The organism is Alishewanella sp. SMS8 (assembly GCF_030737935.1).
Taxonomy (GTDB): Bacteria; Pseudomonadota; Gammaproteobacteria; order Enterobacterales; family Alteromonadaceae; genus Alishewanella; species Alishewanella maricola.
Map to the genome: position 1 here is coordinate 553011 of NZ_JAPJEA010000002.1, position 15192 is coordinate 568202.

Here is a 15192-nt window from a genome sequence, read left to right on the forward strand (position 1 = left end):
TGGCTTCTACCGTCTGAATTGTTTGCCATACTCATTACCCAATACTGTGTTACATTAAATGTTGGATTAGCCGCAGGAGCAGCAAGTATGGACATCCTGACCCTGAATTACGTCAATCTGTTTTTAGGGTTCGCCGCCAGCTTCCTGCTTATTCTGTTATACAAACAAAATAAGCAGCTGTTTTTACTGTATTGGTTTTTTGCGAGCAGCTGTTTATGGATAAACTCAACAATTGGTATTTTCAGCCGTTCCGGTTTTGATCTCCCCTATTGGCTCAACCCGGCTATACCCAACACCTGTTACATGGGTATCTATTTATTTTTGTTGGCCGGGCTTTACGAACAAACACAACGCAAATTTAAGGTTGGCTGGTTACTCGCTATTGTCATTTTAACCTATGCCATCAACCTAACCGAATTGGCACAAGCCTCTTCGGCCAATCGTTTATTGCTCAATTTGCCCATTAGTATTGTGTTAAACGTTATGGCGCTGCAATTATTAATTCGCCAGAAAAACCGTGAGCTGCGCGCTGTATATATCTGTTTTAGTATGGCTTTTCTTTTTAATATTATTCAGCTTTGCAGCCGTTACATTCTGTTTTCATTCGATTTATCAGGCATATTTACGCAACATTCCAGCCAAATAATGATTGGGCTTGGCTATTTTGCTATCACCGCTTTTAGCCTGCTAACCTTTGGTAGTTGCCTGTATTTAGTCTATCGACAGCAGCATATCGCTTTGCAGCACATTGCTGATCGTGATGCCTTGACTGGTGTGTTTAACCGTTGGCTGCTGAACGAAAAATTACAAACCGAACTACAACGTAGCCAACGTCTGAAGCAATGTTGTAGTCTCGTTATGTTAGACATTGATCATTTTAAACAGGTCAATGATCTCTATGGCCATGTTGCCGGTGATAGGGTGATTGCACATATCGCTTATGTCGCACAATCGGAACTGCGTGGTTATGACTCCATTTTTCGCTATGGCGGCGAAGAGTTTTTAATCTGTTTACCAAATACCGATAGTCAGGCCGCGCTGCACATTGCTGAGCGCATCAGAATACAAGTGGAGCAAAGCTGCGCCATTGACTGCCCGCAAGCCAAAGCCACTGTGAGTGTTGGTGTTAGCACTTATACTAATGGCGAGCCAGACTGGCAACATCTCATCACCCAAGCAGATAACGCGCTGTATCAAGCGAAAAAGCAAGGCCGTAACCAAACCCAACACTATCAACATCTTGTTACTCAAGACCTATAATGTTGAGATTTACCGTGTTGACGTTAGCAACTGCCCGACAAAAGTCTAATCTGCGGGCTAATCATTTTAACCTTTGAATAATTTAAGATATTCTTAATGTTAATCGCAGTAATAAAACAGGAATAAGCATGCTTGAGGCAATTTGGATAGGATTTGCTTTTTCACTTGGCCTTGTGGTTAGGGCTATTGGTTTGCCTCCTTTGATAGGGTACTTAATCGCAGGTTTCGCTATCTCCGCTACGGCTACCAATTTCAGTATGCCACCAGAAGGCCCTTCAATTATTCATCATATTGCCCATCTGGGCGTATTGCTGCTGTTGTTCACTGTAGGTCTAAAGTTGAATGTCCGCAGTTTAGCCAAACCTGAAGTACTCGGTGGCAGCACCTTACACTTTGCGTTATCTATCGTGCTCATTCTGCCAGCAACGCTGCTTATCTTTGACGTAACCTGGTATCAGGCGCTGATGCTGGCAGTGGCTTTAGCCTTTTCGAGCACCGTACTTGCGGCTAAAGTGTTAGAAAGTAAACGTGAACTACGTGCTTTTCATGGTCGCGTGGCTATTGGTATCTTAATTGTGCAAGACTTACTGGCCCTGTTAGTGATGAGCTTAGCCAGTGGCACTACACCCTCACCTTGGGCACTGTTAGTCTTTGGTTTACCGTTATTGCGTCCAATATTCTATAAACTGCTAGACGCCAGTGGCCATGAAGACTTACTGATTTTGTTTGGCTTACTTTTAGCTTTAGTGATTGGTGGGCAAGGCTTTGAATTGGTTGGATTAAGCTCTGAGCTTGGTGCGCTGGTATTTGGTGCCATGTTAGCCAAGCATCCGCGCGCCGGCGAACTGTCAAAGTCACTGTGGAGTATTAAAGAATTTTTCCTTGTTGGCTTCTTTTTACAAATTGGCATTGATGGCTTACCGGACGCAAATGCTTGGTTATTTGCCGGGGTTATGACCTTACTGTTACCGCTGAAGGCCATTCTGTTCTTCTTACTGCTAGTGATGTTTAAACTAAGAGCGCGCAGTGCTTTTTTAACCAGTATCAGCCTAACTAACTACAGTGAATTTGGCCTAATTGTCGCCAGCGTAGTGTTACCTGAATGGTTAATTCCATTAGCATTGACAGTCGCCTTATCGTTTGTCGTCTCTGCACCACTGAATCGTATTGCGCACCCGTTGTATGACAAACTATGTCATCGATTACTTAAATTTGAACGTAACAGCCACCACCCCGATGAGCAACCGGTGTCGCTTGGCGATGCAGAGGTACTGATTATGGGCATGGGCCGTACTGGCACCTCGGCCTATAGCTATTTAATTAATTCACACAAAATTATTGCCATGGATTCCGACCCCGCCAAAGTGGCGGCACATCAGGAAAAAGGCATCCATATTTTTTATGCTGATGCTGAAGACCAAGTGTTCTGGCAGGGGTTAGATTTTGGCCAAGTCAAAGCGGTGATCCTGAGTATGAACGATGTTGAAGCCAAATCTATCGCTGCAAAAAAACTGCGTGATTTTGGCTTTAGCGGTTTTATTGTTTCACACAGCATGCATGATGATGAAGCGAAAGACATTATTAGCGCGGGTGCCGATCAAACCTACTTAACCATGTCTGAAGCCGGTGTAGGCATTGCAGAACACGTGAAGCAGCATTGTTTTGTTGCTAAAGCTTAAATACTTAGGCATCAGAAACAAAAAAGGCGCCGAACGGCGCCTTTTTTAGTGAAGAAACAATTACTTCTTCTTCGCTTTCGGGTTGGGTAAGTCGGTGATTGAACCTTCGTAGATCTCTGCCGCTAAACCGATAGACTCATTCAACGTTGGGTGAGCATGAATGGTTAATGCGATATCTTCGGCATCAGCACCCATTTCTACCGCTAAACAAATCTCACCTAACATTTCACCAGCATTGATACCGACAATAGCGCCACCGAGGATACGGTGGGTTTCTTTGTCGAAAATCAGCTTAGTGAAGCCTTCAGTGCGTGCTGAGGCAATCGCCCGGCCAGAAGCGGCCCAAGGGAAGGTCGCCGTTTCTACTTTTAAGCCTTGCTCTTTCGCTTCTTTCTCAGTGACACCTGTCCAGGCCATTTCTGGGTCGGTGTAGGCTACTGATGGGATGCAGCGTGGATCAAAGAAGTGTTTTAAACCAGAAATGACTTCAGCCGCTACGTGACCTTCATGTACCGCTTTGTGCGCTAGCATCGGCTGACCAATGACATCACCGATAGCATAAATATGGCCAACGTTAGTACGCAGTTGCTTATCAACATTAATAAAGCCACGCTCGTCAACATTAACACCGGCTTTTGCCGCATCAACTAAATTACCGTTAGGCTTACGACCTACCGCGACTAAGATTTTGTCGTAACGTACTGGGTCTTTCGGTGCGTTTTTACCTTCGAACGTGACATACAAGCCATCATCTTTGGCTTCAACCGCAGTCACCTTGGTCGACAACATGATATTGAAGTTTTTGCTGTTGTACTTGGTGTACGCTTTAACGATATCGGCATCTGCTGCAGGCACCAACTGATCAGCAAACTCAACCACAGACACTTTAGAACCTAGAGCACGATACACAGTACCCATTTCTAAACCGATGATACCGCCACCTAATACCAACATTTCACCAGGAATATCTTTTAATTCCAGTGCGCCAGTAGAGTCGATTACACGGTCATCATTTTTTGGAATAAAGGGTAACGCCACTGGCTCTGAGCCGGCAGCAATAATCGCCTGTTCAAACGTAATGGTGGTGTCGCCAACTTGTAAGGTATTTGCACCCGTGAACTTACCGTAGCCGTTCACTACTTTTACTTTACGCATTTTTGCCATGCCGCCTAAGCCATTGGTCAATTGACCTATCACTTTGTCTTTCCACGCACGGATTTTATCTAAATCGATTTCTGGTGCCCCAAAGGTCACACCATGAGATGCCATATCACGTGCATCATCAATCACTTTTGCAACGTGTAACAGCGCTTTAGACGGAATACAGCCAACATTTAAACACACGCCACCTAAGGTGCTGCGTGCTTCAACTAACGTCACTTCTAAGCCTAAATCTGCCGCACGGAAGGCCGCAGAGTAACCGCCAGGGCCAGCGCCCAGCACTACCACTTGGGTTTTAATTTCGTTGCTCATCATTTTACCTTTTATCATCGGGTCGGTTTTCTGACAGCGCGGTGTAGGGCACGGCTATCAGGCGAAAAAAGTGGCTGAATTTTAACATTCGTGCCGCACATTGTCGCGCTACTTTTGGCTAAAGCGGCAATTTTAGCCGCCTAAACCGCGACAACAGCGTGTTTCAACGCTGCTGCCGCACGCTATTACATGATTATCTGACGAATATCAGCCAGATAACCCGCCAAAGTAGCCGTAAAACGCGCCGCTAACGCGCCATCAATCACACGATGGTCGTAAGAAACGGATAAAGGCAACATTAGCTTCGGTTCGAACTCTTTGCCGTTCCATTTCGGTTTAATCTCAGATTTAGAAACGCCTAAAATAGCCACTTCCGGTGCATTAACAATAGGCGTAAACGCCGTACCACCAATGCCACCTAAGCTAGAGATAGTAAAGCACCCCCCTTGCATATCGCTTGAGGTTAACTTGCCTTCACGTGCTTTCACCGAAATCTCTTGCAGCTCACGCGACAGCTCAATCACGCCCTTCTTGTTCACATCACGCACGACCGGCACCACCAAACCATTGGGTGTATCAACGGCAATACCTAAGTGAATGTATTTCTTCATGATTAAGCTAGCGCCATCTTCAGACAGCGAGCTGCAGAAGGTAGGGAATTCTTCCAGAGCTTTCGCTACGGCTTTCATGATGAAGACTAACGGCGTGTATTTAACCCCCATTTTCTTCTTATCAGCCAGCGCATTTTGCTCTTTACGGAATTCTTCTAAGCCGGTGATATCCGCTTCATCAAACTGTGTAACATGCGGAATGCGTACCCAGTTACGATGCAAGTTAGCACCTGACAATTTCTGAATACGTGATAGCGGCTTCGCTTCCACTTCACCAAATTTGGCAAAATCGACCTTTGGCCAAGCCAATAAATCGAACCCCATATTATTGCCGCCAGTGGCTGTACCGCTACTCGCTGCGCTACCGCTTTCCGCTTGTTTCACCAGTTGCTTAACGTAGTTCTGCACATCTTCTTTAACGATGCGGCCTTTACGGGCAGAACCTTTCACCTTGGCTAAGTTAATGCCAAATTCGCGAGCTAAACGGCGGATCACCGGTGAAGCATGGGCATAGGCACTGTTTTCTACAAAGCCATCGTTGCTCGCTGCAGGTGTACTAGCCGCAGCTGAGGCTGAACTGGCAGGAGCCGGAGCGGGTGTAGCCGCTTTTTCAGCCGCAGGTGCACTGGCTGCAGGCGCTTTACCGGCCACTTCAAACACCATCACTAAACTACCGGTTTTCACTTTGCTACCGGCTTGAACTTTGATTTCTTTTACCACACCGGCAAACGGTGCTGGCACTTCCATCGCCGCTTTATCGCCTTCTACGTTAAGAATAGATTGATCCGCTTTTACGCTATCACCTACTTTCACCATCACATCGGTAACTTCAACTTCATCACCGCCGATATCCGGCACTTGCACGTCTTTTAACTCATTGGCAGCGGGTACTGCAGCAGGCTCGGCTTTGGCAGGCGCTGCCGTTTCAGCTTTCTCGGCACTTGCACCGCTAGCTGCCACTTCAAACACCATAATCAGGCTTCCGGTTTTCACTTTAGCGCCAGTTTGCACCTTGATTTCTTTAACCACACCTGCAAAAGGAGCGGGCACTTCCATCGCGGCTTTATCGCCTTCAACGTTAAGCAGTGATTGATCCGCTTTTACGCTGTCGCCTACTTTCACCATCACTTCGGTAACTTCAACTTCATCACCGCCGATATCGGGCACTTGTACTTCTTTTAATTCGCTAGTGGCAGCGGTTTCTTTTGCTGCTGCGGGTGCCGGCGCTGATTCCGCTTTGGCTGGTGCTGCGGCAGCCGCACTCGCAAAGCGCATAATCAGACTACCGGTTTTCACCTTGTCGCCTACTTTTACTAAAATCTCTGCGACTTCACCTGCTTGCTCAGCAGGCACTTCCATAGAAGCTTTGTCACCTTCCACGCTTAGTAGCGATTGGTCGGCAGCGACTTTATCGCCCACCTTCACCAGGATCTCGGTAACTTCAACTTCATCTGCACCGATATCCGGTACCTGAATTTCAATCGTCATGACAAATCCTCTTATGCGTACAGCGGGTTGGTTTTGTCGGCGTCGATGCCAAATTTCTTAATGGCCTCAGCCACTACCGCTTTTTTCAACTCGCCTTGCTTCGCCAATTCATTTAACGCGGCAACCACGATATAACCGGCATTCACTTCGAAGTGACGACGCAGGTTTTCACGGCTATCCGAGCGACCAAAACCATCTGTACCCAACACTTTATAAGCATTAGCAGGTACAAAAGCCCGGATCTGGTCAGCATAGTTTTTCATGTAATCCGTGGCAGCAATGGCCGGTGCTTTGTTCATTACTGTGGCGACATAGGGCACTTTTTCTGCCGCATCAGGATGCAGCATGTTAAAGCGCTCACAATCTTGGCCATCACGGGCTAGTTCGTTAAACGAGGTGACGGAGTAAACATCTGAAGCGACGTCATAGTCTTTGCTCAAAATATCTGCCGCTTTACGCACTTCATTTAAGATGGTGCCTGAACCTAACAACTGCACCTTACCGCGACCGCCGTTAAAAGATTCTAACTTGTAGATACCCTTACGAATGCCTTCCTCAGCGCCTTTTGGCATTGCTGGGTGGTGGTAGTTTTCATTCATTACCGTGATGTAGTAATAGATGTTTTCTTGCGCTTCACCGTACATGCGGCGAATACCATCTTGCAGGATCACCGCCACTTCATAGGCATAAGTTGGATCGTAAGAAATACAATTAGGTACTGTGCTAGCCAAAATATGGCTGTGACCATCTTCGTGCTGCAAGCCTTCACCGTTCAAAGTAGTACGACCGGCTGTAGCGCCTAATAAGAAACCCCGTGCTTGCTGATCGCCGGCTAACCACGCCATATCACCAACACGTTGGAAACCAAACATAGAGTAGTAAATATAGAATGGGATCATCGGTAAATCGTTGGTGCTATAAGAAGTGGCCGCAGCAACCCATGAAGACATGGCGCCCAGCTCATTAATCCCTTCTTGTAATACCTGACCACCCACGTCTTCTTTGTAATAACTGACAACCGAGCGATCTTCTGGCGTGTAGTTCTGACCACCTGGGTTGTAAATACCAATTTGACGGAATAAGCCTTCCATACCAAAGGTACGGGCTTCATCGGCAATAATAGGTACAATTTGCTGACCAATATTTTTGTCTTTTAACAAAATATTTAGCGCACGCACGTAAGCCATGGTGGTAGACACTTCACGTTTTTGTTCTTCTAACAGGCTGTCAAAAGCTGACAGTTCAGGTAGCGTAAGTGGCTTGGTGAAGTTCGGTAAACGCACCGGCGTATAACCATGTAAGGCTTTACGACGCGCGTGTAAGTATTCCAACTCAGGCGAGCCTTCTGGCAAGGTGATGTAAGATAACTCGTTCACTTTTTCTTCAGTGATGTAATCTTCTAAACCCAGGCGCTTGCGTAATTGCAGCACGTGCGTCATGTCCATCTTTTTCACTTGGTGCGCGATGTTTTTACCTTCAGCGGCATCACCCATACCATAGCCTTTCACTGTTTTCGCTAAGATAACCGTGGGTTTATCGGTACACTCTTGCGCGGCTTTAAAGGCGGCATACAGTTTTGATGGCTCGTGACCGCCACGCTTCAGTGCAAAAATTTCTTCATCGGTCATATCGGCCACTAGAGCAGCCGTTTCTGGATAACGTCCGAAGAAATGTTTACGCACATAGGCGCCGTCATTCGCTTTATACGTTTGGTAATCACCGTCAATGGTTTCGTTCATTAACTGTAATAATTTACCGGTGGTATCTTTTGCCAGTAATTTATCCCAGCCACGACCCCAGACCACTTTAATCACGTTCCAACCAGCGCCACGGAATAAACCTTCCAATTCTTGGATGATTTTACCGTTACCCATAACCGGGCCGTCTAAGCGCTGTAAGTTACAGTTCACTAAATAGCATAAGTTGCCTAGCTTCTCACGGGCGGCAAAGCTGATTGCACCGCGTGATTCTGGCTCATCCATTTCACCATCACCTAAGAAGGCATAAACGCGCTGTGCACTGGTATCTTTTAAACCACGGCCGTGCAAATACTTTAAAAAACGGGCTTGGTAAATAGAAGCGATTGGGCCTAAGCCCATTGATACTGTTGGGAATTGCCAGAATTCCGGCATTAATTTCGGGTGTGGGTAGCTGGATAAACCATTGCCATCGACTTCTTGGCGGAAACCATCCAGTTGCTCAGCCGTTAAACGGCCTTCCACAAAGGCGCGCGCATAAATACCCGGTGAAATGTGGCCTTGGTAATACACTAAATCGCCGCCATCTTTTTCATTTGGTGCACGGAAAAAGTGGTTAAAACAGGTTTCGTAAAACGCCGCTGAAGATTGGAACGACGCCATGTGGCCACCGAGTTCCAGATCTTTTTTCGAGCCACGCAGCACGATCATGATGGCATTCCAACGGATAACCGAACGAATACGTCTTTCCAAGTTAACATCGCCAGGGTAAGCCGGTTCCTGCTGTGGTGGGATAGTATTGATATAGTTGGTGGTCACACCGGTAGGCATATCCACACCATCCAACCGAGCTTGCTCTAGCACTTGCTCCAGCAAAAACTGCGCCCGCTCTACCCCTTCGGTACGCACCACTGACTCCAACGCTTCCAGCCACTCTTTGGTTTCTAAAGCGTCGATGTCAACCTTACTGACTTCAGACATATCGAGGTTTCCTATGGTTAATCACGCCCGAGGCGTGCTAAAAAAAATTATGCTTGCTGTGAACGGCGCAAAGAACGTTCTATCCGCGAACGTTCTTTGCCGACTTCTAACAAAGCTTCTTCAATAAAGGCTAAGTGACCATTACTGGCCTGACGCGCCAATTCCGGCTCGCCATTTATCACCGCTTGCATTAACCGTTGCCGATGCTCATTAAGCTTTTCGGCAATGCCTTCACTGTGCTGCAAGGCGGCTAAATTTAAACGGACATTTTGCTCAACTAACGGCGTTAAGCCACGAACAAGATGAAGCAACACGACATTATGTGACGCTTCAGCGACTGCTAAATAAAACTGCCCGACCGCCATGGCCTGAGCATCTATATCTTGCTGCTGTTGCGTTCGACAAATATCTTCGTATAAGGTTTTGATTTTTATGTGATCAGCTTCAGTACCTCGTAACGCTGCATAATAAGCACTGATGCCTTCTAGGGCATGCCGAAATTCTAGCAGATCGAATTGTGATTCAGGGTGTCGGCCAATCAGCTCAAACAGCGGATCCGTTAAGCCCACAGCCAAGGTATCTTTGATATAGGTGCCGCCACCTTGACGCCGACTCACTAAACCTTTGGCTTCTAGTTTTTGAATGGCTTCACGTAATGAGGGCCGTGACACATCAAACCGCTCGGCTAACTCACGCTCAGAGGGCAATTTTTGACCTGGCGAAAAGCTGCCTTCAAGCAACAGGTTTTCGAGTTGCTCGACAATGCGATCAGACAATTTTGCCGGCTTAATTTTTAAATCAGTCATTGCGAGTCAAACGTTCTGCTACCTGTTTACGGCAAGCTGCCGCATTATTGTAAATTGGTATTACCAATTTTTCATTATTATGCGCTAGGCTATCAGTTTCACACCAGTATGTAAATAAAGCAGAGATTACAAGGAATAGCAAAAGCAAAAATATTTAGAGTTTTAGCTCGATAAAATGTGGCGTCAATCGGTACTAAGCTAAATGGTCTGACAAGTTAACGAACAGCAAGATAAGGCTTTACGCATAAAAAAAGGCGCCAGTACAATATTGTCAGACTGAACACTGACCCTATTGCGCTGTGCGCCCTGCTTGGCAAATCACTTTTGATTAACTAATCCATCCGCTTAATGTCAAAATAGCAGTAAAAGCTAAAAAGAATAGCATATTGCGCTTTGCGAGCTGCACCATACTACCGGTGTCATCGCTGACTTCCTGAGGGACATCAACGATCGGCTCGGCCGCTTTAGCCACATCAGTAATCACTTGCTGATTATCCGCGGTAAAGTCGAGGAAATAGCCTAACAGCGCATTGGAAGCACGCGAGAAGTGCCCTACTAGTGCAAAACCTAAACCGAATAAACGCGCAGGGAACCAATCTGCCCAAAACAGTAAATAATGCACCGCATCTTTTGGCGTTGCTTCAGCTTTGTTTGCGTTAAAAGAACTGTAGTTGTCGGTGGCCGCGGTTTCGCTTTCATCTAAGGCATCAACCGTCTCAACCTGATCATCGCGCTCATCTTTCAGCTGAGGTTGCTCTTGTAAATGACGCAATAATGCATAAGTTACAGCACCAAAAGCACCCAGTACTAAAAACCAGAACACAACTGCCGCGTAATAGCGAAAGTTTAACCAGACCAACAGTAAACCATTGCTGTCATCCACTTTGCTGGCACTGTCTTCACGAATTTGCTGCATAGCTAAATAAGCCGCTTCATCATCGCCACGTTCTTGCGCATTCAAAAACTGCTTATACAGTTGCCGATAATGCCAACAGCCAATCGCCACTAACAACACTAGGGTATTCACAATTAAACTGATTAAACGGCTATCCACAAAATGCAAGATCAAAGCAATGACTAACCCAGGTAATAGCAGCCACAGGTAGCGACCTAAGCTATGCTCGGCTAATTTGCTCAATCCTGAGCCTGCAGTCAGTTTTAAATATGCCTGACAGTAAGGTCGGGCTTGCCATGCATCACTGCGTACAGCAAGCCGTTCAATAATTAATGCCAGTAACATACTAATTAAAGTCATGCCTTGTTCTCCTTTAGGGCTTTTTTATAACGCTGCCAATCAAAAGCGGCTCCGGGATCGGTCTTGCGGCCTGGTGCAATATCACAATGGCCAACAATCCGCTCCAGGGTTATCGCTGGATACTGCTGCAGTAAACTCCGTGTTAACCGCAGCAAACTACTATATTGCTGTTCAGTATAGGGTATCTCGTCCGTGCCTTCTAACTCAATACCTATCGAATAGTCATTACATCTTGGCTGACCGGCAAAACTGCTTTGACCGGCATGCCAGCCTCGCATCTCAAAAGGCACGTATTGGAAAATTTGTCCATCGCGCCAAATCACACAATGGGCCGCCACGCGCAGTCCCTGCAAATCAGCAAAACTAGGATGCGCGCGACAATCCAAGGTGCCACTAAATAAGGCATCAACATAACTTTGGCGCGGATCCTGACAAAATTGACCGGCGGGTAAACTAATATTGTGGATCACCAGTAAGTTTATTTCAGTATCATCCGGTCGTGCATCAAAATGACTGCATGGCCGTTGAATTAAATGGGGCATGGGGCTTGCAAAGCGACTCATGGGGAATTTTTGCCTTTTTACGGCTGTCTCAGTAAGCTGTTGGGCTATTGTCAATGCTGGATTACATTTATGCAAGCACCTGAAGTCAGTTCTGCATTTGGTAAATTTTTTACGTTGATCACTTGGCTGCTGCTGGCGGGTGCCTTGTTTTGGTTTTTTCAAGATTATCTGAGTAAGCAACAAAACCCGAACCAACAACTGCAAAGCAGCGTTTCTGCCAATGAAATCACCACGAAATTAGCACGAAACCGTGCAGGGCACTATTTAGGTGTCGCTTTGATCAATGGCAAACCCATCGATTTTTTACTGGATACTGGCGCCACCACGGTAGCGATCTCCGCCAGTGCAGCGGCAGAATTAGGCTTGCCTAAGGGCGCTGAGATGCGCGTCGCCACGGCTAACGGTGTCACTACCGCCTGGCGCAGCGAAATTGCCGAACTAAAGCTTGGCCTAATAACCTTACATAATGTGCCAGCCAGCATAGTACCTAATTTAGCCGGCTCAGAGATTTTGTTAGGTATGAGCGCCCTAAAACAGTTAGAATTCCGGCAACAAGGCAATGAACTCACACTGATCCAGCGCATTTAACTTATGAACAGACACGTCGTACCCTTTGCTCACCCGTTATTAGCCAACGAAATTCCGCGTGCGGTCACTACTGCGCTGGCGGAAGACTTAGGTATGCAACCGCTTGCTTTAGGCGATATCACCGCATCGTTGATCCCCCCTCAGCAATATGCAGATGCCACTATTATCACGCGTGAAGATTGTGTGATCTGTGGCACGGCTTTTGTTGATGAGGTATTTAAACAACTTAGTGCCGACGTCAGCGTGCGTTGGCATGTTGCCGATGGCGACCAAGTGGCAGCCAACAGCCTGCTGTGTACTTTAACTGGCCCAGCCAGTGTGTTGCTTACCGGAGAGCGCAGTGCACTTAACTTTTTACAATTGCTCAGCGGCACTGCGACCACCACAGCGTACTACGTTCAGTTTCTAGCAGGCAGCAACACCCGATTACTGGATACCCGTAAAACCCTACCTGGTCTGCGCTTTGCCCAGAAATATGCGGTAAGCTGCGGCGGCGGCTTAAACCATCGTTTTGGTTTGTTCGACGCGTTTTTAATTAAAGAAAATCATATCGCTGCCGCGGGCACGATTAGCAACGCCGTGCAAACAGCCCGTATTAATTTTCCAGGGAAACCGATTGAAGTTGAAGTCGAGAGCCTCACCGAGTTAGCCGAAGCGCTCAGTGCTCAAGCTGATATTATCATGTTAGATAACTTTAGTTTGCCCGACATTCATCAAGCGGTAATGCTGACCGCAGGCCAAGCTAAATTGGAAGTGTCTGGCAATATTACGAGCGAAAACCTTAGCGCCCTTGCGGCCACCGGTGTCGACTTTATTTCCAGTGGTGCTTTAACCAAGCATGTTGCGGCTATTGATTTATCGATGCGTTTACAGAGCCGGAAGTAAACAATGTTGGCCGTTTCTGCTACACTGATCACTATTCAGCCATTTGCTGGGTCAGTGAGGTGTAGTTGATGCAACTGACAGGCAAGGTCGTTTTCTGGCAAGACAAAAAAGGCTTTGGTTTTTTGTTTTGTGAGCAAACGAACCAGAAACTTTTTTTTCATATCCGCGATTTTGCTCAGCCAAAACACCGGCCTGCTGAGGGTGATTTGCTGCGTTTTGACCTGGGTACAGATAAAAAAGGTCGGCCAATTGCAGTTAGCTTAAGCATCGACAGTAGCGCAACAATTGCCCCCCCTAAAGAACGTCTTGTTATCCCGAAAAATACCGTCGACTTAGAGTATGCTAAAGATCTGGCGCTGTATTTTCGGGCGGCCTTTTTAATGCTGGTGATTATCAGTTTATTGTTTGGCACCTTGCCTTATATCTTACCGATCCTTTATATCGAGGTCAGTATCTTTACTTATTGGTTATATCAAGCGGATAAAAACGCGGCCATTGCAAGGCAAAGTCAGCGCTTACCTGAAGAAAGCTTACAAATGTTTAGCTTAATTGGCGGCTGGCCAGGGGCGTTATTTGCCCAGAAAAAACTCGCGCACAAACGCAGTAAGCCACTGTTTCAGCGTGAGTTTTGGCTTATCGTATTAGCCAACTGCATTTTATTGCTATGGCTACTGTCAACACCAGGTCAACAACTGTTATCCCGCGTGGCATTTCTTACACTTTAAAGATAAAACCGCGCCGATACAAAGCCAACATGCCCAGATACGCTATCGCTAAAAAGCACAACGCAAAGGCTAACGAACCATTGTAATTACCGAATAACGGCTGAAAAATTTCCCGAAATAAGCTATTGCCCAAAGTCGTCCCCGCCACTGGCAGCATGGATAAGATGCGAGCTGCCACCCCCGCTAACATAAAAAATAAAATAGCATTAACGCCAAACACCACTAACGGAGCCCCCCACAAGCGATAACGTTTAATTTCGGTAAGCCAAAGAATCACCGCCAGCAATAACGCGGTGTAACCGGTGCTCAACAACACAAAAGTGGGGGTCCATAGCATTTTGTTAATGGGTAACAGCGGATGGGCGAGTTCGGCAATCCATACCATCGCCACGCCGGCTAAAGCCAGTAAACGAATTTTAAACGCGAGAGGCTGGTCACTTTGTAAAAGTTGCGCCATCACCACACCCAGTAAACAGCTGCTGATGGCCGGTAAAGTGCTTAATAAGCCTTCGGGATCAAACGCAAAGGGGGTAGCGCTTCGAAAAAACACATGCTGCGCGCCGAGTATCTGATGATCCAACCAGGCAGCAAAATTATTGCCAAATTGCCAAAGCCCAACAAATTGTTGCCCTTGCGCGTCCTGATATGGCATGTATTGCATCAAAGCGAGATAAACTACACATAAGCCCACCAGCCAAAGCACTCGCGCTCGGGTGCCGCAATACAGCACAATTAATAAGGTACAAAAGTACACCAAGGCGATGCGTTGTAATACACCAAACCAACGTACCGTTAGAAGTTTTTGCTGCAAATAACTGTAAGCCGGATCGCGAAAGTTATAATAAAACAGCACCAAGAATAGCCCCAGCAAATACAGTTTTAATGCACGTAGTGCGCCGGCTTGAATGACCTCAAGCTTGGTTTGCGCTACTTTTTGCCGCAAGCTCAGCTGGATCGACATGCCGACCATAATGATAAAAGCCGGAAAGATCAGATCGGTCACGGTCCAGCCATGCCATTCGGCATGGCGTAGCGGCGCATAGATATATTGCCAACTGCCTGGGTTATTCACCAATACCATGGCCATAATGGCCAAGCCGCGCAATATATCCAGCGCCAACAAACGGCCCGCGGGCTGTTGCGCCAAAATAGCTTGGCAGTGTTGGCGCACACCAAACATG

At 46.8% G+C, this 15192-nt stretch carries 12 protein-coding genes; 5 read left to right on the top strand and 7 right to left on the bottom strand.

Annotated elements, in window-relative coordinates; genetic code table 11:
- The first annotated feature begins 87 nt into the window (after positions 1–87).
- Both ORJ01_RS10025 and ORJ01_RS10030 read left to right on the top strand, forming a co-directional pair.
- Positions 88–1260 (top strand): GGDEF domain-containing protein, encoded by a 1173-nt coding sequence (locus ORJ01_RS10025; protein WP_306177895.1) that lies wholly within the window; start codon positions 88–90, stop codon positions 1258–1260.
- A 128-nt stretch (positions 1261–1388) separates the two neighbouring features.
- On the top strand, positions 1389–2939 hold the full coding sequence (locus tag ORJ01_RS10030; RefSeq protein WP_306177896.1) for a cation:proton antiporter family protein: 1551 nt from the start codon (positions 1389–1391) through the stop codon (positions 2937–2939).
- Between the two features lie 60 nt (positions 2940–2999).
- Here ORJ01_RS10030 and lpdA read toward each other — a convergent pair whose 3' ends face one another.
- The 6 genes from lpdA to ampD all read right to left on the bottom strand — a co-directional run bounded on the left by lpdA (position 3000) and on the right by ampD (position 11813).
- Entirely contained in the window at positions 3000–4412 is a 1413-nt protein-coding gene (lpdA, locus tag ORJ01_RS10035; RefSeq protein WP_226751961.1) for a dihydrolipoyl dehydrogenase, read from the bottom strand.
- Positions 4413–4597: 185 nt separating this feature from the next.
- Positions 4598–6511 carry a pyruvate dehydrogenase complex dihydrolipoyllysine-residue acetyltransferase gene (gene aceF, locus ORJ01_RS10040; protein ID WP_306177897.1) on the bottom strand — a complete coding sequence of 638 codons (1914 nt, stop codon included), beginning with the start codon at positions 6509–6511 and terminating at the stop codon, positions 4598–4600.
- Between the two features lie 11 nt (positions 6512–6522).
- The gene (gene aceE / locus ORJ01_RS10045; RefSeq protein ID WP_226751959.1) at positions 6523–9189 is read right to left on the bottom strand and encodes a pyruvate dehydrogenase (acetyl-transferring), homodimeric type; all 2667 of its coding nucleotides are present in this window, start codon (positions 9187–9189) and stop codon (positions 6523–6525) included.
- A 47-nt stretch (positions 9190–9236) separates the two neighbouring features.
- Positions 9237–9995 (bottom strand): pyruvate dehydrogenase complex transcriptional repressor PdhR, encoded by a 759-nt coding sequence (gene pdhR / locus ORJ01_RS10050; RefSeq protein ID WP_226751958.1) that lies wholly within the window; start codon positions 9993–9995, stop codon positions 9237–9239.
- Positions 9996–10323: 328 nt separating this feature from the next.
- The gene (gene ampE, locus ORJ01_RS10055) at positions 10324–11250 is read right to left on the bottom strand and encodes a regulatory signaling modulator protein AmpE (protein ID WP_306177898.1); all 927 of its coding nucleotides are present in this window, start codon (positions 11248–11250) and stop codon (positions 10324–10326) included.
- The gene (gene ampD / locus ORJ01_RS10060) at positions 11247–11813 is read right to left on the bottom strand and encodes a 1,6-anhydro-N-acetylmuramyl-L-alanine amidase AmpD (RefSeq protein ID WP_306177900.1); all 567 of its coding nucleotides are present in this window, start codon (positions 11811–11813) and stop codon (positions 11247–11249) included. The genes ampE and ampD overlap by 4 nt, the downstream gene beginning before the upstream one ends.
- Positions 11814–11882: 69 nt before the next feature.
- On the opposite strand from ampD, the gene ORJ01_RS10065 reads away from it, so the two are divergent.
- The 3 genes from ORJ01_RS10065 (at position 11883) to ORJ01_RS10075 (ending at position 14011) form a co-directional block, all read left to right on the top strand.
- On the top strand, positions 11883–12401 hold the full coding sequence (locus ORJ01_RS10065) for a TIGR02281 family clan AA aspartic protease (RefSeq protein WP_226751955.1): 519 nt from the start codon (positions 11883–11885) through the stop codon (positions 12399–12401).
- 3 nt (positions 12402–12404) lie between these two features.
- A complete protein-coding gene (nadC, locus tag ORJ01_RS10070; protein WP_306177901.1) occupies positions 12405–13286 on the top strand; it encodes a carboxylating nicotinate-nucleotide diphosphorylase in 882 nt (293 codons plus the stop codon).
- Between the two features lie 68 nt (positions 13287–13354).
- Entirely contained in the window at positions 13355–14011 is a 657-nt protein-coding gene (locus ORJ01_RS10075) for a cold shock and DUF1294 domain-containing protein (protein WP_306177902.1), read from the top strand.
- Here ORJ01_RS10075 and ORJ01_RS10080 read toward each other — a convergent pair.
- The gene (locus ORJ01_RS10080) at positions 14001–15191 is read right to left on the bottom strand and encodes an acyltransferase family protein (RefSeq protein WP_306177903.1); all 1191 of its coding nucleotides are present in this window, start codon (positions 15189–15191) and stop codon (positions 14001–14003) included. The genes ORJ01_RS10075 and ORJ01_RS10080 overlap by 11 nt on opposite strands.
- Between the last annotated feature and the right edge of the window lies 1 nt (position 15192).